At 56.5% G+C, this 20,372-nt stretch carries 21 protein-coding genes; 15 read left to right on the top strand and 6 right to left on the bottom strand.

All coding sequences use genetic code 11. The annotated features are described in order from the left end of the window. Positions 1-140: 140 nt before the first annotated feature. Positions 141-1,184: an alcohol dehydrogenase family protein gene (locus ACQUQ0_RS12865; RefSeq protein ID WP_435185591.1), complete on the top strand. Its 1,044-nt coding sequence runs from the start codon at positions 141-143 to the stop codon at positions 1,182-1,184. Between the two features lies 1 nt (position 1,185). Here the strand turns inward: ACQUQ0_RS12865 and ACQUQ0_RS12860 are convergent, their stop codons facing one another. Continuing rightward, the gene (locus ACQUQ0_RS12860) at positions 1,186-2,367 is read right to left on the bottom strand and encodes an MFS transporter (RefSeq protein WP_435185590.1); all 1,182 of its coding nucleotides are present in this window, start codon (positions 2,365-2,367) and stop codon (positions 1,186-1,188) included. Positions 2,368-2,485: 118 nt separating this feature from the next. Here ACQUQ0_RS12860 and ACQUQ0_RS12855 point away from each other — a divergent pair, with 118 nt between their 5' ends. Continuing rightward, positions 2,486-3,268 carry an SDR family NAD(P)-dependent oxidoreductase gene (locus tag ACQUQ0_RS12855; protein ID WP_435185588.1) on the top strand — a complete coding sequence of 261 codons (783 nt, stop codon included), beginning with the start codon at positions 2,486-2,488 and terminating at the stop codon, positions 3,266-3,268. Positions 3,269-3,341: 73 nt separating this feature from the next. On the opposite strand, the gene ACQUQ0_RS12850 is transcribed toward ACQUQ0_RS12855, so the two are convergent. The 4 genes from ACQUQ0_RS12850 to ACQUQ0_RS12835 form a co-directional block, all read right to left on the bottom strand. Further along, on the bottom strand, positions 3,342-3,584 hold the full coding sequence (locus ACQUQ0_RS12850) for a hypothetical protein (protein ID WP_435185586.1): 243 nt from the start codon (positions 3,582-3,584) through the stop codon (positions 3,342-3,344). A gap of 123 nt (positions 3,585-3,707) precedes the next feature. Next, entirely contained in the window at positions 3,708-4,850 is a 1,143-nt protein-coding gene (locus tag ACQUQ0_RS12845; RefSeq protein WP_435185584.1) for an aromatic ring-hydroxylating oxygenase subunit alpha, read from the bottom strand. A gap of 176 nt (positions 4,851-5,026) precedes the next feature. Continuing rightward, entirely contained in the window at positions 5,027-5,992 is a 966-nt protein-coding gene (locus ACQUQ0_RS12840; RefSeq protein ID WP_435185582.1) for a C-terminal binding protein, read from the bottom strand. Between the two features lie 106 nt (positions 5,993-6,098). After that, on the bottom strand, positions 6,099-6,938 hold the full coding sequence (locus ACQUQ0_RS12835) for a fumarylacetoacetate hydrolase family protein (RefSeq protein WP_435185580.1): 840 nt from the start codon (positions 6,936-6,938) through the stop codon (positions 6,099-6,101). A gap of 196 nt (positions 6,939-7,134) precedes the next feature. On the opposite strand from ACQUQ0_RS12835, the gene ACQUQ0_RS12830 reads away from it, so the two are divergent. The 7 genes from ACQUQ0_RS12830 (at position 7,135) to ACQUQ0_RS12800 (ending at position 13,971) form a co-directional block, all read left to right on the top strand. Beyond that, positions 7,135-7,899: an IclR family transcriptional regulator gene (locus ACQUQ0_RS12830; protein WP_435185578.1), complete on the top strand. Its 765-nt coding sequence runs from the start codon at positions 7,135-7,137 to the stop codon at positions 7,897-7,899. Positions 7,900-8,495: 596 nt separating this feature from the next. Beyond that, positions 8,496-9,404: a type I 3-dehydroquinate dehydratase gene (locus ACQUQ0_RS12825; protein ID WP_435185576.1), complete on the top strand. Its 909-nt coding sequence runs from the start codon at positions 8,496-8,498 to the stop codon at positions 9,402-9,404. 158 nt (positions 9,405-9,562) lie between these two features. Beyond that, complete coding sequence (locus tag ACQUQ0_RS12820; RefSeq protein WP_435185574.1) at positions 9,563-10,336, top strand: SDR family oxidoreductase; 774 nt, start codon at positions 9,563-9,565, stop codon at positions 10,334-10,336. A 276-nt stretch (positions 10,337-10,612) separates the two neighbouring features. Next, positions 10,613-11,605 carry a glycine betaine ABC transporter substrate-binding protein gene (locus ACQUQ0_RS12815; protein WP_435185573.1) on the top strand — a complete coding sequence of 331 codons (993 nt, stop codon included), beginning with the start codon at positions 10,613-10,615 and terminating at the stop codon, positions 11,603-11,605. A 1-nt stretch (position 11,606) separates the two neighbouring features. Next, positions 11,607-12,290, top strand: coding sequence for an ABC transporter permease (locus ACQUQ0_RS12810; protein ID WP_435185571.1), 684 nt, complete (start codon positions 11,607-11,609; stop codon positions 12,288-12,290). Next, entirely contained in the window at positions 12,287-13,294 is a 1,008-nt protein-coding gene (locus tag ACQUQ0_RS12805) for an ABC transporter ATP-binding protein (protein WP_435185569.1), read from the top strand. Before ACQUQ0_RS12810 ends, ACQUQ0_RS12805 begins: the two co-directional genes overlap by 4 nt. Before the next feature lie 2 nt (positions 13,295-13,296). Further along, positions 13,297-13,971 (top strand): ABC transporter permease, encoded by a 675-nt coding sequence (locus ACQUQ0_RS12800; protein WP_435185567.1) that lies wholly within the window; start codon positions 13,297-13,299, stop codon positions 13,969-13,971. A 647-nt stretch (positions 13,972-14,618) separates the two neighbouring features. On the opposite strand, the gene ACQUQ0_RS12795 is transcribed toward ACQUQ0_RS12800, so the two are convergent. Then, positions 14,619-15,284 (bottom strand): helix-turn-helix domain-containing protein, encoded by a 666-nt coding sequence (locus ACQUQ0_RS12795; RefSeq protein WP_435185566.1) that lies wholly within the window; start codon positions 15,282-15,284, stop codon positions 14,619-14,621. Positions 15,285-15,572: 288 nt separating this feature from the next. On the opposite strand from ACQUQ0_RS12795, the gene xseA reads away from it, so the two are divergent. The 6 genes from xseA (at position 15,573) to ACQUQ0_RS12765 (ending at position 20,370) form a co-directional block, all read left to right on the top strand. Further along, positions 15,573-16,625, top strand: coding sequence for an exodeoxyribonuclease VII large subunit (xseA, locus tag ACQUQ0_RS12790; RefSeq protein WP_435185565.1), 1,053 nt, complete (start codon positions 15,573-15,575; stop codon positions 16,623-16,625). Positions 16,626-16,627: 2 nt separating this feature from the next. Then, complete coding sequence (xseB, locus tag ACQUQ0_RS12785; protein WP_435185563.1) at positions 16,628-16,810, top strand: exodeoxyribonuclease VII small subunit; 183 nt, start codon at positions 16,628-16,630, stop codon at positions 16,808-16,810. 250 nt (positions 16,811-17,060) lie between these two features. Further along, positions 17,061-17,339: a hypothetical protein gene (locus ACQUQ0_RS12780; RefSeq protein ID WP_435185562.1), complete on the top strand. Its 279-nt coding sequence runs from the start codon at positions 17,061-17,063 to the stop codon at positions 17,337-17,339. A 5-nt stretch (positions 17,340-17,344) separates the two neighbouring features. Next, positions 17,345-17,764: a hypothetical protein gene (locus ACQUQ0_RS12775; RefSeq protein WP_435185561.1), complete on the top strand. Its 420-nt coding sequence runs from the start codon at positions 17,345-17,347 to the stop codon at positions 17,762-17,764. A 29-nt stretch (positions 17,765-17,793) separates the two neighbouring features. Beyond that, the gene (locus tag ACQUQ0_RS12770) at positions 17,794-19,530 is read left to right on the top strand and encodes a hypothetical protein (RefSeq protein ID WP_435185559.1); all 1,737 of its coding nucleotides are present in this window, start codon (positions 17,794-17,796) and stop codon (positions 19,528-19,530) included. Between the two features lie 3 nt (positions 19,531-19,533). Then, positions 19,534-20,370 carry a hypothetical protein gene (locus ACQUQ0_RS12765; RefSeq protein ID WP_435185557.1) on the top strand — a complete coding sequence of 279 codons (837 nt, stop codon included), beginning with the start codon at positions 19,534-19,536 and terminating at the stop codon, positions 20,368-20,370. Positions 20,371-20,372: the final 2 nt, after the last annotated feature.

Genomic DNA, 20,372 nt, shown 5'->3' with positions numbered 1-20,372 from the left:
TCTGATCGGAACGCAGACGAGTGAGGCTACCGAAAACTCACGAATCAGGTCCTACACAAAATAATTACTCACCGTATGAAATAAACACGACCAGAGAAATATCAACAAAATTTTTCTATTCGGATCTGTCATTACGGTATATGCCACTAGAGAGTATGAACGCTGTTCTCCTGACAGGACACGGTGATCTTTCCAATTTGAAATATCGAACTGACGTTCGTATCCCGCAGCCCGACACCGACGAGGTGCTGATCAGAGTCAAGGCGTGCGGCCTGAACAATACGGATATCTGGACTAGGAAGGCAGCGTACGGAACTGACGACGAGGGCTGGAAAGGGGATCTCGAGTTCCCCCGCATTCAGGGCGCGGATATCGCAGGTACTATCGTTTCCATCGGATCGGAGGTACCCGACTCCCGAATCGACGACAAGGTATTAGTTGATAACGCGCTGTACGGCGATACCGACAACGAGTTCCAAGCGCTCGTAAATGCGGATCTCATTGGGAGCGAGCGGGATGGCGGGTACGCAGAGTACGTCGCTGTCCCCGCCGAGAACGCACATCGGATCGACAGTAGCCTCTCGTTCGCCGAGCTCGCGACGTTCCCGACATCGTACGTCACCGCCGAGCGGATGTTGAACCGTGCGGGGGTCGGCGCAGACGACGAAATACTCGTCACCGGGGCTTCCGGCGGCGTGGGGACCGGGCTCGTCCAGCTCGCAGCGCGCCGCGGTGCCCGCGTCATCGGTATGACGACTGCCGAGAAAATGGAAGCCGTCCGGGAACTCGGTGCTGACACGACGATCGCCCGCGACGAGAAACGATTCACAGCAGCGATCGACACGTGGACCGAAGACGGTCTCGATGTCGTGGCTGATGTCGTCGGTGGGGGAATTTTCCAGAAGCTTATCGAGACGCTCCGACCGGGTGGGCGGCTCGTGACTGCCGGGGCCGTTGCCGGACCGAGCACCGAGATTGATCTCCGGACGGTGTATCTGAATCAGATCGACATCTACGGTTCGACGATGGGTACCCAAAGTGAGTTCGAGGATCTCATCCGCTACATCGAAAATGAAGAGATTGACCCGGTGCTCGCCGACACGTATCCGCTCTCGGAGATCCGCGACGCGCAACGACGGTTCTCCCAGAACGATTACGTTGGGAGTATCGTCGTGATTCCATAACTCACCCCGTGGGCGAGACCGCCCGGGTAAACGCTAGTCCGACTGCGCTGAGACCGAACAGTGCTCCGAGAAGCCAGAACGAGGGTACGTACCCGAACGAATCGGCGACGACACCCACGAGTAGCGGTCCCAGACTTCCAGCGGCGAAAAAGATGGTCCGAAGAATCCCCAGCGACGCACCAATCCGTTCTTGATCAAACCATTCGGCAAGGTACGTGTAGAGGAGTGGCCAAAACGATGTGAGACCGATGGAAAAGAGGACGATGCTAGCGAGCACGGCGGAATCTGTCCGGGCCTGCGTGAGCAGAACGAGTCCCACGGCACCGCCGACTGTGCTCACGATTGCAGTTCGGAGATACCCATATCGGTCGCCGAGAAAGCCTGCGGCGGGCGTAGCCACAATTCCGACGGCGAACAACGCGGCGAATAAATACGCCGCATACACGGTTGAGTACCCCTTCGCGCGGTGCAGAAAGGTCGGCAGAAAGCTCGTCGAACCCTGCCAGACAACCATCACCGTGGAGGCTGTCACGAGGAGTATGATGATTGACTGTGTGTCGGTGACGGACCGGAGCGCGGCGAGTGGATTAAGATGTGGACGGCCCGCTTGATATGGACTCTGAGTGGATAGCGACGTCAGCAGAATTAGCACGCCAAGTCCCAGTGCGATTGGGGCGAATGCCAACTTCCAAGAAGCGTAGCTGATGAACACGACCACAAGAACCGTCGAGAGCGCACTTCCCGCATTCACCGCGGCATCCCTGATGCCGAACGCTCGCCCTTGATTGTCGTCGAACAGGGCACCGATGTGAACTAATCCAGCGGCTTCGAATCCACCGAAGCCCGCGCCGATTAGGGCCACGCCGAGAGCGAAAATCACGAACTGTTCGGCAACCACAAGTGCGGTGAAGCCAGTGATGAGGACTGCTTCAGCCCCGACGAGCACCGTCGGCGAGGAGAACTGATCGGCAAACCGTCCGGCAGGATACTGAACGACTGCGTTACTAATCCACATCAGCGATATAAGAGCGCCCGAAACGCTGGCAGAAATCTCGAAGGTGTCCATCACGACTGGAAGGAGCGGCGAAATGGCGAGCATCCCGGTGAGCGCGAGCATTAGTCCGGTAGCGTGGAGACCCAACTGGCGACCGGCGTGACCCCTAAACATCCTCTCATTCGTCATCCTACGAGTGCTCTTCGTGCCGGAGGGATTGAAAAACTACCGAGCGATAACCGGATTCGTTCGCTCAATCCGCCAAGCGCAGCCAATCTTTAATAAGCACTGACCGGTGTCGGTCCGTATGGCAAACGCCAACTACGATTTTACTGATGAGACTGTCATCGTGACCGGCGGGTCCTCGGGCATCGGCAGACAACTCGCCCTCCAGTTTGGGGCTGCCGGCGCGACGGTGCTGGTCGCAGACGTCCAAGAGACGCCAGATGGCGGCTCAGCTCCGACCCACGAGGTCATCGAAGATCGCGGTGGGACAGCGTCGTTCGTTCACACGGACGTGTCTGACTCCGCGCAGATCGCATCCGTTATCGAGGCTGCCCGTGACTACGGCGGTGTCGACGTGATGGTCAACAACGCCGGGATAATGACACGCGGTCCGCTGTTCGACGTCACTGCGGAATCGATCGATCGGATCCACGCAGTGAATGTCCGCGGCGTCCTCCTGGGATGTAAACACGCCGCCGCGGATATGCTTGATCGCGGGGAGCCCGGCGCAATCCTCAACACGGCATCAATTAATTCGACGATGGCCGATTACAATCTCCCCGAGTACAACGCCTCAAAGGGTGCTGTGTTAATGATCACTCGAACTGCAGCGCTGGAACTCGCAGAAAAAGAGATCCGGGTGAACGCTATCGCACCGGGATTCATTCCTACCCAGATGTCCGAAGGGGGTCCGGCGGCCGCTGAGCAAGCTATTCAAGAAGGTGATACTGTCAAGCCGATTCCGATGGATCGCGGGGGCGACCCTGTTGAAGTCGCTTCCAGCGCGCTGTTTCTCTGCACTGATGAAGCGTCATACGTGACCGGCGAAGTACTGCACGTCGACGGCGGCTATCACACGCTGTGAGGAATCACGTCGTCACGATTTTTACTTCCGGAGGTTGCGTCGCTTCGATGCGTCAGAAAGTACAGGGGACCACTTAGAGGACGCTGTAGTGATCGTCCGTGGGCTCGTGAATCCTGCCGTCCATCCGGAGGTCATACAGTTCGTCGAGTACCTCGCTGATGGAAACGCCCCTGGCGGACAGTGCCGCAGTAAGGACGCCGGCTGAGACGCCTTCGGAGTCTGCCTCGTCGAGGTCCCGAAGTACCTCTTCCAGCTCCGTCGACGCGGCTGTGATGCCGATGGCGGTGCGCTCCCAATCGACTTCGTGACCGGTCACTCGCTTGTGACGTCGGTATACCTCGATCGCCTCGTTCGGGTCGGATACCGGGATATGTAATTCACACGTCGGACACGTGACGACGCCTGCGTGAGAGTCGCTCTGCGTCATATCCGGCACCGATCAGGCGTTGTAGGCTTCCTGTGCGAGCCGATGCAGCTTGTGGACGCTGTGTTCGTTCGGTCCGAGTTGGCCTTGTCCGAGCGCGCCAGTTTTGAGGCCCTCGTGTTGGCGTTCGACGATCTCGAAGTCCTCCTCCTGAAGTTGCCGGCTCGTTCGGATGAGTTCCTCTTCATCTTCACTCAGGTCGGTGTCCTTGAAGTAGTAATCCGCGACAAGCTGGATGCGGCCCTCGTCGATGGGATCCACGTAGTACGTCCCGTAACCGTCCGCGGTCCCATAGAGGTTGAACGTGAAATTCGGCCAGAAGTAGTAGAACTTCCCTTCTTCTTCCTCGTGGATGCGCACCTCGTCATCCAGCTCCTCAGTGTATTTGTAGTGGAGGATCCAGTGGTAATCGTTGACCTCCAGTTCCGAATCCCCGACTTCGACCCCGCTGATCCAGTCTTGATGGTTCGCGGCACAATGGTCGCACTCCGAGTAGTTGCTGCCGAACGTCTTCCAGTTGCACTCGATCTCGGAGACGTACCGTCGCGCGAGTTGGTAATCGCCGATCGGTAGCTTCTCGAGATCGGATTTCATCGATCCCGCCTGTTCTTCGAGCGAGAGGCGAGGTTCGTCGGCGAAATTGACGAAGATGAGCGGGCCGATCGAGTCGGTGGTCACTTCCATCAGACCGTTCTCCTCCGGATCGAGGTCCGGGATTTCGTCGTCGTCGATATCGGGGTTTAGGGTCGCTTTCTCGAAACTCTCCGGCGTGCTCGCGAGATCGCCGTCGAGCTCGTAGGCCCACAGATGGTACGGACAGGTGATCCGATTCAGGGTTCCGGGGTCTGTCATCGGCGTGTCCTCAAGCATCTTCGAGCCGCGGTGCGCGCAGACGTTGTAGAACACGCGGACGTCGCCGTCGTGGTCGCGTGTGACGATGATCTGTTTGTCACCGATTGTCCGTGTGAAGTACGCGCCAGGCTCCCGGATCGCGCTCTCGTGACCTGCATAGACCCAGTACTGCCCGAAGACCTTCTCTTTCTCCATCTCGAAGACGTCCGGATCGGTGAAGTACTTCGTGGGAAGTGCGTTCGTTTCGTCGGTGATATCGGCGCTCACGGCTCCGACTTCGCCGCTACCGTTGTTCCACCGTGTCATATTATGCCATACGTTAGAGAGGATAAAATCGAATTGGCCTATATGTATAACCCGTTTAAGTTAAATGGCGCAAAGCAGGTGAGAGTATCTAACTTTCAGGCGATCGGTTGGATACTGAGCTCTGGAAGAAATTCGACTTTCCCGGCGAGAAGTGCCGGACTCAGGAACGACCGTCGTTACGCGACGACGTCGCGGTTCACCACGTAATCCGGCACGTCGCCGTTGAGGAACGTGGCGACGTTCTCCCCCGCTGTGCGTTGGAGTTCCGTCAGTGCATCCTCCGAGTACCACGCGGCGTGCGGTGTAATGACAACGTTGTCTAGATTCAGGATACGGTCGTCTTCTGGCGGTTCGCTCTCCAATACGTCCAATCCGGCGTACGAAACGGTACCGTCCTCTAGGGCTTCATAGAGTGCCGTCTGATCGATGATTCCACCGCGAGCGGCGTTGACGAGGGTGACGCCGGACTGCATCGTGTCGAACGCCGACGCGTCGAGCAAGTGTCGAGTCGATTCGGTCAGCGGCGTGTGGACCGTAATGATATCCGCTCTCTCACAGAGGCTGTCGAAATCAACTTTCTCAACCCCGTATTCGTCTATCTCTTCCTCGGAGACGTACGGATCGTAGCCGACGATATCGACGCCGAATCCCCTGATGCGCTTTACGACCTCCAGACCGATGTCGCCGAGACCGACAACGCCGACTGTTTTGGTGCTCAGACGGGTGATTGGGCCCTCCAATTTATAGTCCCATCCGCCGGATTTGACATCGCTGTTGTACTGACAGATCCGCCGTTCACACGCCAGGATGAGACTCATCGTGTGTGTCGCCACCTCTTCGAGGCAGTAATGCGGCGTGTTGAACACCGGAATCCCACGGTCCGTCGCCGCCTCCACATCCACCATATCGACGCCGATTCCGTGGACGGAGATGAACTCCAGGTTGGGGAACGCGTCCATAACCGATTCGTCGATCTCGGTCTCGATTGTCATAATACCGATAGGATCCGTCGCTGACTCGATCAGCTCTTCCTTCGAGGAGACGTCTTCGATCCGCAAATTCGCGCCTGCTTCCTCTACAATTTCTTTCTCGACGTCCGAGTCCGGTAAAACAGTGCCTGTGAGTATCACGTTCTCTGACATCGTGAGCAGCGTTCCCGCTCCACCCATATATAAGTTTTTCTAGCAGGGGTCCTCTATCGCCCCGATTGACGTAGAATTCGATCAGAGAACCCGCTATCTGGGAGTTCTACTCGGCTTCTGACACCGTGTTTTGTAGCGTTCCGATTCCCTCGACCTCAACCTCGACCTCGTCGCCGGGCTCCAGACTGATGTCCTGGAACACGCCGACTCCTTCCGGGGTGCCGGTGGCAATCACGTCGCCTGGCTGGAGTTCGACCAGCGAGGAGATGTAGGAGACCAGTTCGGCGACGGAGTAGATCATCATCTCCGTGTTCTCGTCTTGTAGCGTTTCCCCGTTGACCCGCGACGCGATCGAGAGGTTCTGCGGATCGTCGATCTCGTCACAGACCACATACGGCCCGATCGGCGTCGTCGACTGCATCGCTTTCCCAGCGAACCAATCGATCATATCGTCGTTCTCGTAGGAGAAGGACAACTGGAGGTCTCGGGCTGAGACATCGTTCAGAATCGTGTATCCCGCGACGTACTCGAGTGCTTCTTCAGTGGAGACGTGCCGACACGGGCTGCCGATCACGCACGCCAGTTCGCCTTCGTAATCGATCTCGCTTGTGACCGTGTTGTGGTACGAAATGGGCTCGTGTTGTCCGACGAGCGACCGCGCCAACTTGAGAAACAGGTACGGTCGTTCCGGGACCGATCGACCCGATTCTTCGGCGTGCTTCTGATAATTAAGCGCCGCACAGAAGACGGAATTCCGGCTCGTCGTCGGCGGGAGATACGATATCTCGTTGAGATCGTAGCTCTCACCATCACACTCCGCGACGGCCTCTGTCTGAGCCAGCGCTTCGGCAAAGGACTCGGCCGCTGGAGTCACGTCGATCACTTCGTTCTGTTCGAATCGCCCAATACGGTCTTCTCCGTCTGCGGTAAACCGACCAACACGCATACGCCACCCGTTGGATTCTTATGTGATAAATCTATTGTCGTAGATATCCGCGAAAGCGATATCGGAGCCCTGGACACATCCTCATAGATCTGGAGTATCAGACGGCACCCTCAGCCACCGATACTGAAAAGTAGTTTCCGACCGCTTACATTTACCAGAAGTGGATTTTATATGGTTGTAGTTCAATTTCTAGCATATGAGAACGCAAGAATCGGGTCGGATCCTGAAGTCGTCGTCAACGACTCTCGAAATCGTCGACGCAGTGGTGGAGTTGGAAGGCGCGCGCGTGTCGCAGATCGCCGATCGGCTGGGCATTTCCGAGAGTGCCGCGAGCAACCATTTACACACCTTGCGAAGGGCGGGGTATCTCACTACTGAAGGCGATATCTACCAGCCGGGTCTGAAACTGGCTAAGCTCGGGGAACACGCGAAAACAAGAGATCCGGCGTATCGGCACGCAATCGAGGTCACGAACGATCTAGATGAGAGGACCAACTTCGAGACGAGTTTCACCGTCGAGGAGAACGGATTGGGCAGATATCTGCGCCCCGAGGTCGACGCCACGACCGAGGTGGACACGTACTTCACCGTCGGAGAGCGGATGTATCTCCACACCACCGCGGCGGGCAAAGCGATCCTTGCCAACTATTCCGAAGAGCGCGTGGAATTCATCCTCGATCGTTGGGGCCTCCCGGAGCAGACAGAGAAAACGATCACTTCGCGTGAACGGCTGCAGGACGAACTGGACGAAGTACGAGAACGGGGATACGCCCTCAACCGCGGGGAGGACCAGGAGGGGGTGTACGCGATAGGCCAAGCGGCGAAAAAGCCGAGCGGCGCCGTACTTGGCGCCATAAGCATCGCCGGTCCCACCTACCGGACGAAGAAAGGACGATTCGAAGAGCGGTTCACCGACATCCTCGATGAACATATCGAGAAACTTGAGACGCGGCTCAAGTGAGCCATCTGAACCTCGTTTTGGTGAGAAAGATACCTGTGGATATACGTCACGTGGACTTTAAATATCAATAGGTCCTCCAATCGATCATTGGATCACAAATGTACTACTGTTATTTCAACGGCGAATGACGCAGAGACTTTTAAATCACAAACGTACTACTGTTATTCACACTATCCCGGTTAACGAATCCGGGGGCTCATAGGGCGAGAACGACTGAATCGCGGAACTCCGTATTGCCCTTAGAACCGGACTGCCACTTTCCGGTTCTTTGATTGCCGATACGCTTGATAATCACTACCAAAGGCTCTCACTTGTCGGTTTATCGTGTTCTGATATCCATCATTATAGCCAAGCCGGAAATGTTGATCATTCATACTCATATAAAATCCACCAAAGGTAAATTTGTATGCCTGTAGCGGAGGATCAGCTCTACAGGGAGATACATACTTGCACGTGCGGTAGAGGGAGGTCAGTAGGTTGTAGTCGGAAGTGAGGATACCGTGGCTGTCCAAATAGTAGTCTATCAGTCACCTCTCACCGCCAATCATACGCTAACTTACATAAGATTTTTATTGTGGTAGTTTGACTCTCGTGGTATGGGTGAGCAGAAGAACTTCACAGACCTAGAACAGCCGTTCACCTGTGTAGGCGTCTACGAAGAGACGCCTGCCGAGGCGATCAGCGTGATCAAAGAATCCGAGCACAGAGGCGCGGATTCGTTCGTCGTGACTCTGATGGGTGACGGAACGCACGGACTCCGGGAGGAGTATCTCAATGAAGAAGATCTAAGCCAGATCTTCAACTGCACGTCCAAGCCGGTGATGGCGATATACTACCGGTGGAACTTCGCCGGCGAGACGATTGATATCTCCGACGAGGAACGTCAAGATATCCTCCGGATGGCAGTCCGTGCCGGCGCGGAATCCATCGACTATGTTGGGGACACGTACGATCCGACGTCCGGGCCCGAACTGTTCTCCGAAGAGGCAGCCGACTACTCCCTAAAGAGCGAGGGCCCACCGCAGGAAACGGCGCCCCCAAGGGATTCTGAAGCGTGGGAACGACAAAAAGCCGAAATCGAGGAATTCCAGGAGATGGGTGCCGAAGTGCAGACGTCGACTCACGCCCGCGTCCACCTCCAACCGCAGGAGGCGTTGGAGATTGCTAAAGATTTCGATGATCTCGGTGCAGATATGGTGAAACTCGTGAGTGTCGACCGAAGCTGGGAAGACCTCCTCGACACGTTCCAGGCTTGTGTGCTGATGGACCGCCATCTCGACGCGGACTACATTATGATGAGTCATGGCGAGCACGGGATCCTGGGGCGATATATAGCGCCGTTCTTCGGCTCGATGCTGACGTTCACGCAGACGTCCTACAGCGCCAATACCAAGGATGCTGGGGGCTTCTACTCGCAGCCGCTCACGGAGAACGTTCTCGAGATATTCGACTCGATGAAGAACGTCGAACCCACCAAAGAGCCCGAAGAGCTCACGTGGATGTGATCCGGGTATCGGCCCCCTGCGACTGCTGAACGGACGGCCCCCCAACTCCTTTTTGCAGGCTAATTCTTCGTCGATAGCGACTGATAGACGATAGAACAAACATACTACTTCCGACACTAAGACAAAAATTTATTAATTAGGTGTCGAACTCTATGACGATGCCAGATTTACTGAGTGGGAAGGCAGCTGTGGTTACCGGCGCATCGAGCGGCAACGGGCGGGCGATTGCGCGTACCTTCGCCGAACACGGAGCGGACGTCGTCGTCGCGGACATTCAAGAAGAACCGCGTCTCGGAGGGACTCCCACCCACGAACTGATCGTTGAGGAAACCTCCTCGGAAGCATCCTTCGTGAATTGCGACGTGACCTCGAACGATGATCTCCGGGCGGCCGTGAAGCAAGCTGACGAGTACGGTGGTATCGACGTGATGGTGAACAACGCCGGGGTATTCGCTCACAATGAGGATCTGTTTAGCGTTACCGAGAGCGACTACCGCAAGATGATGGATATCAACTCGAAGGGAGCGTACTTCGGGTCGCAGTTCGCAGCTGAGAAGATGCAGGAGACAGGTGGTGGGAACATCATCAATCTCTCCAGCATAAACGGCGACGTCGGCACCAAAAGTAACGTTGCATACTGTGCTTCGAAAGGGGCTGTGAGAGTTATGACGTACGCAATGGCTGACGCTCTGGGTCCTGATATCCGGGTCAATGCGATTCATCCTGGAATGATCCAAACCGCACAGATCGTGAAGGATTACGAGCACTTGGAAGAAGAAAAGCGACAAGAGAGACTCGATACGATTCCACTGGAACGTCAAGGTCGTCCCGAAGAGATCGCGAAAGCCGCGCTCTTCTTGGCGAGCGACCTCGCCAGTTATGTTAATGCGTCATCGCTAGTCGTCGACGGGGGTGTTAAGAACACTCGGTGAACGATTGAATCCAAAGACTACGGGGGCCCTCGACTGATACAATTCGCGCGGCCAAGATATTCCTCTTGCTAATAAAGACCGTGTGCCAAGGCTACACCGGTTATGCATCTGATTGTCTTTCCCTGAGATAACCGTCGGTAGACGATTCGGTTTGTTCCCGTCGCACACTGAGGGTAGTACTGTCGGCCTGATCTATGGCAAATTGAATAGATAATCAAAAACTGACCAAAAATTATAAGTACTACTGTATACATCTTGGACTGAAGGGTGTTAGCAATGAGGTCAACAAGACGCGCACTACTACGGAGTGGAGCAATCGTTGGAACTGTTGGAGTAACCGGTCTCGCCGGATGTACCGGTGGAAATGGCAACAATAACACAGATTCGGGCGGGGGAAGCACCGAGAGCGGTCCACAGCAGGTCTCAGTAAAGGTTGGATCCAAGCGGTTCACTGAACAGGAGTTCTTCGGTGCGCTTTCGATGCAATCCATCCGAGCTAACGCCGAGAACGCCGACGTGGTCGACGAGACCGGGCTTGGCGGCACCGCCCAGGTCTGGCGAGCGTTGACAAATGGCTCCATCGACCACTACTGGACGTACTCGAATACTCAATGGAACCAGATTCACGGGAAGAAGTCCGTCGTACCCACCCGTGAGAAGATGATCCAGAAACTCACTACCCTCTTCGAGGAGGAACATCCCAACCTGACGCTACTGAAACCGAGTCAGGCAAACGCCGTCTGGACCATCGTAGTCAGACCGGAGTGGGCGAAAAAGCACAACATCGAGACCATCTCCGACTTCGCGAGCTATGTCCGGAACGACAGCACCGACTTCACGTTCGTCACCTATGCCGAATTCGCCCAGCGACAGGACGGGCTGCCGAACCTGCTAGAAGAATACAACATCCCACAGGAAAGGTGGGACAAGGTGAACGTCAAAAAGGTCGGATACGGTGGACTGAATTACCAGATCCTGAACTCGGGCGACGCCGTCGCGACTGTCGGGTGGAAGACTCAGCCCCAGATCTACCAGTACGGTCTCAAGACGCTCGAAGATGACAAGGGGTACTTCTCGACGTCGATCATCTGGCCTGTCATCCGATCGGACATTGTCGAGAACAATCCGACAGTCGAGTCGGCGATCAACGCGGTATCGGACGTCCTGACGACCCAAGCCGTCCAAGAGAACGTCCTGAAGATCTCTAACACGGACACAACGGCGGCGACCGCTGCCGAAAAGTTCCTCAAGGCAAACGACGTGATCTAGTATGGTCGACTACCTCGGCTTCGTACTGGCTCGGTGGCGTGATCTGCTGGATTTGACCATCCAACACGCGAGAATCGTTGGTATTTCGATAGCCATTGCCATCGTCATCGGCATCAGCATCGGGACGCTCATCACGTTCAACGACCGCGCCGCGTCGATCGTGCTATGGCTGGCTGGCATCTCGATGACGGTCCCGAGCATCGCGCTGTTCGGCCTACTCATCCCCGTGCTCGGAATCGGCGCGCCACCGGTTATCTTTTCGCTGGTCCTGTACTCGCAACTCCCCCTCATTCGGAACACCTACGTCGGGCTGACGGAGGTCGACGAGGCCTCCATCAAGGTCGGACGTGGGATGGGTATGACGAAGTGGGAACAACTCCGCTACGTTCAGCTTCCCAACGCGCTTCCGGTCATTATGTCGGGACTACGCAACGCCGTCGTGATCATCGTCGGCGTGGCAGCCATCGGAGCGTTCATCGGTGCCGGCGGTCTGGGCGACTTCATCTTCGACGGCATCCGAACGCGTGACATCGCGAAGATGGTCGTCACGACTATCGTCCTATCAGCGATGGCACTGACGCTCGACTACGGCTTTGGCGTCGCCGAACAGCTGTTGCGTCTTCGCAATGGCGAGGATATCAACCGTGCTCGCGTGACGGACGTAATCTGGGAGGTAGCAGTATGAGTGACCCAATACTGGAATTCAACAACGTAACAAAAATATATGGCGACGGAACGGTCGCCATCGAAGACATCTCCTTCGATGTCGAACGGGGAACCACTACCGTGTTCGTGGGGCCGTCGGGCTGTGGGAAAACGACGACGCTCGAACTCGTGAATCGACTGATCGAACTGACGGAGGGAACGATCTCGTTCGATGGCCAAGATATTCAAGACATCGACAAGATTGACCTCCGTCGTCGCTTCGGATATGTCATCCAGGAGATCGGCCTGTTCGATCATATGACTGTCGCAGAGAACGTCGGTATTGTTCCGAAGCTGCTGGGCTGGGACCAGGCAAGGATCGACGATCGCGTCGACGAGTTACTGAATCTGGTGGAAATGCCAGCAGACACCTACCGTGACCAATTTCCGGGTGAGCTCTCAGGTGGCCAACGTCAGCGGATCGGCGTCGCCCGGGCGTTGGCTGCCGATCCGGAAGTAATGCTTATGGACGAGCCCTTCGGGGCACTGGATCCGATCACCCGCGAGAAACTCCAAAACGAGTTCCTCGACCTCCAAGAACAGATCGACACAACCATCCTCTTCGTCACCCACGACATTGACGAAGCGCTCAAAATGGGCGATCGAATCGCCATCTACAACGAAGGCGGAATCGTCCAGTACGACACGCCCAAAGAGATCCTCACGAATCCCGCCAATCAGTTCGTCAGGGACTTCCTCGGCTCCGACCAGTTCCTCAAGGAACTGAAATTCGTCAGCGTCACCGACGTAATGAACACCGAAAACAGCGTCACGGGCAAATCCGTCTCGGAACTCGCCGCAGAGGATCACGGCTACGACTTCCCCCCAGACGGTGAGGACATAGCGACTGTCGACAGCACGGAGACGACCCACGTCGCCCTGACAAAACTGTATCAGGGTAACGCCAGTTCGGTCCCAGTCACCAAGGGTGGCGAAGTGATCGGTGTCATCACCGAATCGGATCTAAAAGAGAGGCTCTCATAATAATGAGTAGTATCTTTGTCGCTGCCGCCGACTATCTCTTCGGCAACTTTACGACATTTATTCAATTACTCAAAGAGCACATATTTATGGTCGTCGTCGCGGAGACCGCTGCCATCGCGGTCGCTGTTCCGGTCGGTATCATCGCGACGCGCAACGAGACGTTCAAAGGGTACGCACTGCAGATCGGAAACATCTTCCACACGATTCCTCCGCTGGCCGTCATCGCACTCGTTTTCCCGATCATCGGAATCGGTATGCGAGCCGGCATCTTCGCGATGTGGATCTACGGGCTGTTACCCATCCTCCTGAACACGATCACCGGGATTGAGCAGGTTGAGGACGACATTCTCCGGGCGGCTCGCGGTGTGGGAATGACTGACAATCAGATGCTGCGGAAGGTACAACTTCCACTGGCGATGCCCATAATCTTCGCTGGTATCAGAACGAGCGCCGTGATCAATGTTGGGAACGCCTACCTCGCGTTCTTCATCGGTGCCGGTGGGCTCGGCGATTGGGTCATCACCGGCATCAAACTGTTCAACAACCCCCAGATACTCGCCGGCGCGATCCCCGGCGCGCTGCTGGCTATTACCCTGGACATCTCGCTGGGTGCGATCGAGAATCGGCTGGGAGACACGAGCGATACCGAGGGCGGTGCTCCCGACGTCGCAGCCTGAATCTACACTCACTTGTCTCTTTCAACTCGGATTTTATAGTAGAATATATTTCTTAGAGGATTTCTTCAAATATAAACTGTCGATGATCCACAATCACGTTAAAAAAGACTTATCTACAGTCTAGCAAAGGCGCTCTTAGATCGATTTATCCGTAATAGCGTGGTCTATACCCTAAATTTCGGTTTCATCGAATGCGTTCATTACTTCTCCATCGATGCTGAGGCGACTCCATACCTAGTATCTATCAATCTATACAATAATTGTTTGAAATATCAATTCACATAGGATATAAATTTTCACTACTTCCGCACCATTTGTATTACCTCACTGACTACTGGTCTACTGGTCTCCCTACGATCAAAAGTCCTCCATATTACACCCCGTCAGGAGGATATTATAAAAGAAACCTCTCCCGTTACTCGTAGCGAGTAAGTAGTTTGAGAGTCCGGCGGCCAATCACTACCAATGTGTCAGAGGGCATCCCAGGCATACAGTGGTCGGGGAAGTCGTTCTCAGTATGTTCAACTCGAGTTATCGTCGGCGGTTTGGTATGCATTGCTACTTAGTTGTAGCCTCGCCACGACTGAGAGCCCACTTCTTATCTGTATAAGCCGTATTTATACTGGTATTCGGAGAGGCTCCGATCGTTAGTCTCTCAGTTTCTCGGCTGGTGCTGCAACCGCAGATTCGACGAGCCGTCGAAGACCTCGTCGCAGTCGCCCACCGGCCGCGGGTTGTGAGATCCCAAGTTCAGCTGCGACCTCGCTCAGCGTCGCTGTTCGGGGTTCCTCAAAGTATCCCATCTCCAAAGCCAGAAGCAGGATCTCTCGTTGGTCTTTAGTTAGTGCTGAATCGGCCTCGTCGATCCCCGCATAATCATACACGCGATCAAGCGTGAATTCGACATCGTGTTCGACCGCGTAGTCCCACAGAGATTCGAGAGCTTCTCGATCCGGAAGCCACACCCGAACAATCCACACTGTATCATCGTTGGTCCAATCAAGGGACACCCCGTTGACCGCGGAAATCGCCGCCGAAAACACCGTGGCCTCGGAGTCGTACTGGAAACTGTATACGGCTTCAGGCCCGCGTTCGACGACGCGCTCGAACGAATCGATCGTGTGGTCGCGTTCCAGAGCTGTTTCGAACTGCTCGAAATCGTCCGTCCGGACGGTAAACAGATACGCACCGAGGTTTGGAGCCGTCCCAGCGCTTGATACTGGTTTGATGGTCGCCGCGTCAGTATTCGCGACTGTCTCGGTCAAAGCGAGATCCGGTGATTGGACTCGAATGGTAGCTGTAAGATCACTCATAGCGGCTATTCTGGCTCAATCCGATAGAGTACCCTTAGCGACGGCAGTGTATCAATCGCTCGGCGAGTGCAGTATCTTCACCATCCAGCGCCAGTCTACTACGTACCCTCCTCGATTGATGACGCGAACAGAATGCGATCGTCGAACTGCTAGACGACACCGCGGAGCGGGCTGAAGCCAACGACCGGAAGAGTATCCAGTCTCGCGACCTGTAGTTGGGGTGTCATAGGAGACCCGTCACTCGGACGTAGCTTTTTGAGTTTCTTGCTCAAACGTTATTAGACGTATATGGCGGACGCACCGGATACTAAACGGCGGGCGGTCGACCCTGAGACAGGCGAAGTCCTCAGCGTGTCACAGCTGAACGACCGGATTGTGTCGGTCATCGAGGATGCGCCTGCCCTCGACGGTGTCCGCTGTATTGGCGAAGTCACGGATCTCCATCAGAACAGTACGGCGCTCTATTTCACCCTCACTGACGGCGACGCGGAGCTCCCCTGTATGATCTGGGCGAACCGCTACCGGAATATGGATGCCGAGCTCGAGGACGGGACCGAAGTCATCCTCGAGGGTGATATCGATTACTGGACGGAGGGCGGGAAAATCGACCTCAAGCCGTGGGAGGTGATCGTCGTCGGCGACGGCGACCAGGCGGCCGCCGTCGAGCGACTGCGAAGCGAACTCGAAGAGCGTGGCTGGTTCGACGACGAGCAGAAACAACGTCCGCCGGCGTTCCCAGAGCGAGTCGGTGTCGTGACCTCCCTCCGGGGCGACGCTCGCTACGACATCCAGAGCGCGATCCACGACCAGGACCCTACCGTCGATATCCTGGTCAAGGATGCGACCGTCCAGGGGTCGGAGGCACCGACGTCCATCGCGAACGGGATTCACCATCTGGACCAGTCAGAGGACGTCGATGCGATCATCGTCGGCCGCGGTGGCGGGAGCGATTCGAACCTCCAAGCATTCAATACCGAACGGGTCGCGGAAGCGATCTTCACCGCGAACACGCCGATCGTAACTGCCATCGGCCATACTGACGACCGGCTGATCGCGGATCGGGTTGCGGATATGGCCGCGATCACGCCGACCGCCGCCGGCGAGTATATCGCGAAGTCCCGGAATGACTTCCTCGCCAGTGAGATCGAGCCGCTGGAGCACCAGCTGGAGGCCGCCTACGAGACCTTCGAGCAGGAGCACGAACACGAACAGGAACTGGCCGAGGCAATCGAGGAGGCGACCGCTCCCGAGGGCCTTCCGCCGGTCTACTACAAGGCCGCGATTGCTGTCCTCCTCTTGCTGCTATTGCTCATCACCGCACTCTGGTTAGGAGTGATCTGAGAATGCCGAAGGATTCCGACATCAAACGCCGGATGGATCGCGTCGAGGAGATTATCGACCAGCTCGATGCGGAGGAGATGTCGATTGAGGAGGGCCGTGAACTCTACGATGAGGGCCAAGAACTGCTGGCCGAAATCCGGGATCGACTTCAGGAGGGGGACGGAAAGGTCATCGAAATCGAGTGATTCCCAATGGCCGTGCTTCAAGCCCTCTGAACTGGATTTCTGCGATCCCCATCGCGTGCGTTTACGATGTCGAAATTTTTTACTGATGAGTGTCCGCTCTATCGTAGATATTCGATTATGAACTTCTTGTTGGATAAAATGGATTTATTTCGCGTTAATTCATATTCAACGACAGAAGCGGTTTATTATCCCCCGCTTTGGCTGCACGTACGCACCGTCAGCCAATCGGTGCAACCGAGTCCCCGCAAATATGATCACGCGATCAGTCACCATCGAAGACATCGACCAGTTGTTCCTCGCGTGGCACGACCATATCAACGCCTCGGCCCTCTACCGCCAAGCGCTGCGCGAGGAGATGGAGCTTCGAGATATCGACGCGACCGAACTCCGAGCGCTCCTCGAGCAAGCGCGTGCAAAGGGCTATAGCTTGGACGAGATCACTAACGACACGGACCGTTTCGCGGAGTTGCAAGCATTAGTCGATGAGCAGCAGTCTCGATCAACGACCAAAGGACGGGACGAGACGTAATCAAGATGTCACCGGAGACCAACTACTCTCCCGCTGAAACTGGAGCCGATCCTAAGCTAACAGCTGTCGGTACGATAACGCGACGGGGCGCCATCGGCGTGATCCTCTTCAGCCTGTTCGTGGTCGACCCCGTGGCAGCACAGACCAACGCCGTCTGTAGCGCAGACAACCTCCCCAGCATGATCGAGGGCTTCTTCCAGCTGACCACGGCGTTGGGTATTGTCGGCCTCGCAGTCGTGTGGCAGGCCGACTCCCTCATCGAGATGTTCACGATCACGCCCGACCAGAAGAAGGGACTCAAGCGCCACAAGCGCTCCGCGATGAAGTCTGCGGTCGTCCTCGTCGCCCTCGGACCACTCTACACTGTCGCTGGGTCGATGATGAACCTCCCACTGGCGCAGTGCGTCGACCTCGCCCCCTGGTAGACGACTATCACCCCCGTCGCGAGCCCCCTATGACACAACGAGAGCTCTCCGTGCTAATGGCCGCCCTGTTCGTGACGAGCCTAGTCACGGGTCTCGTTACTGCAAGCCCGCCACGGCCAGGCACGGAGGGGAATGGGCTCACAGAGAATGAATCAGCGACGCTGTGGTCTCGCGACGCGGACAACTACATCAGCCAGGAGGAGTACCAGCAGCGCTACGGCGAGAGCCGGACCGCGATGCACCAACTCGCAAACGGGACAGACATCACGTTCACGCGCCCGCCGGCGACAGCTGCAACGTGGACGCGAAACGATTTCGCTGATCTCGAAGCCGGTGGGTCGGATACGTCCGTGCATCCGCGCCACGCGTCGCTCGAAGACGGGGTATTTATCGAGGACGCCCACGCCACGGTGTTCGCAGTGCAGCCGTCGACGCGAGGTCACTTGGAGTCGGGTGAAACCCCGCTCTATATCGCGCCGAACGGCACGATGCGAGGGTTCGTCGACTATCGCGTTCGCGTCCCGAACGGAAGCTCTTCAGGGAACACGACCATCGAGTGGTCGCTCGCGAATAACGAGGTCAAGGAGGTTCGATTGAAGAAGGACGGCGAAACCATCGTCGAACGTGACGGCTCGCACACGCCGGCCCTCGACTACCAGATCGAGGATGACTGGAGTGCAAACCTCACGCTTGAAGCCGAGATCAGCGTCCGGTTGAAGAAGACCACGCGAATCGACCGAGGCGACGAGACCGATGTCGAGGTCACGTACCGAACCGAATCGCTCAACGTCTCGGACTCGATCGCCGTCGAGATCTACGACCTCTCGGCGTACCCCTACTACGCCGAGTATCCCAATGGTGACGCCGGTGTGGCTATCTTCCAGTCCCGGCCGTGGCAGGGGTACACGCTGACAGAGAATGGAAGTGCACGAGTGCGTGGCGTCTGGCGGTTCTACACCGCTCGGAACACCAACTGGGATACACTCGTCAGGTCGAACCGGACCGACAGCGCCACTGTCGAGTCTGACGCGATTCCCGTGTACGTCTATGCATATCCATCGCGGATCGGCCCGAGGGCTGAACCAGTTCGCGATGGCCCAGAGATCATCGAGACCTGGGGGACTGACCGCCCGTCGCCAGTCGGCACCATCGGTGAGAACATCAACATCGACATCGTCAACCAGTCGTACACGACGACGTACGGTGTTGCGGTTCGCGCGGAGAACGTCGACCGCGACGCGCTCCAGGTAGCGGGGATCGTACGGGGCGTGAATGCCTCGATTGTGGCACCTGACGCTGGCTCAGAGCGGCAGCTCCGGCGCAGTAATCTGACTGTTGAGGTGCTCCAGCAGAACGAAAGCCAGGCCACGCTTCGCATCGAACTTCGGGACAACGAGACCGGCGCACCAATCGTGCTCAGCGATCCCGACCGACAATATCCAATCGGTGGGACCACTCGCAACGGGTACATCACCGTCGCGGAGCAACGTGTTGAGACCAACGCCTCCGGGGTAGCGATTGTGACAATCAACGAGCCGGGTATCTACACGGCTCGGTACCACCCAGGCTCGTGGCTCGGGCACGACCCCGCGTATGTGAGTGCGACGGCAACTGCTCGGTGGCATCCGCTCGGCACCATCGACGGTTGGTTCGCGTTCATTTTCGAGGTCGGCTGGCAGCTCATCCCGTTTCTTGTGATGTTCTACGCAGGGAAGCGGCTCCTCCGAATGCTCGGTCCAGAAGACATCTTCCAACGGAACCCATAGTCCATGACTAGAAACCACCCACACATCAGTCGGCGAACCGCCCTCAGAACAGTCGCAGGTGCTGCGCTCGTAAGCGTCGCTGGCTGTCTGAACGACAATGGCGGTTCTGGGACGCCTGGTGACGGAACGACTTCTCCAGATAGCAACGGCCCACTCACGCGTATCGCTGTCGAGGGGACAACACTCGTCGTCGAACTCTCCGAAGAGGCCGACGTCGACCAAGTCAACCTCATCCAACCGAACGGCGAGTTATTCGGGAAGCGTGACGTAGCTGCGGGTGCTCAACAGGTCTCATTCGAGATTGGCACCGCGTATGCGCCCGGTGAGTACCGGGTACTCGCGTTGAAGGGTGAGGGGACAGTAGTCGAGACCACGACTGAACTGCGTCCAGAGATCCAGATACAGGATGTTGGACTCTATCGGAATAATCCAGATAAGCCGTGGGACGAAGTCTATGGCGAGAGCGAGACGGACCGGATCAAGAATGGCGAGGCATTCGTTACAGTAGAGAACACAGGAAGTGGTCCGGAAGCGATAACTGAACTAATCTTCTCCGGGGACGTTCCCAATCCAATTGAGAACCCCAGAGGCAGTGGAATGCACGAAACCGACCGGGTAGTAGTCTCCCCTGGTGAGACGGTCGACCTGTTCAGTAATTCGTTCCCGTTCGGTTCAGAGAGTGAAGACGGAATGGGGTGTTCCCCAGATGGTAACAGCGGGCAGTTCACGGTTATCGTCGAGACTCAGGTCAGTGGCAATCGGGTCACGAGTACCTACAATGTCCGGTATTCCGGGTCTGACGAGATGACAGACTGTGAGGTCACGATCACGGAGGCCTGACG

It is taken from the genome of Halobellus sp. EA9 (genome assembly GCF_051195055.1).
Taxonomy (GTDB): Archaea; Halobacteriota; Halobacteria; order Halobacteriales; family Haloferacaceae; genus Haloquadratum; species Haloquadratum rubicundus.
Note: the sequence above shows the minus strand (reverse complement) of the source record. Positions and strands in the feature narration are given on the sequence as shown.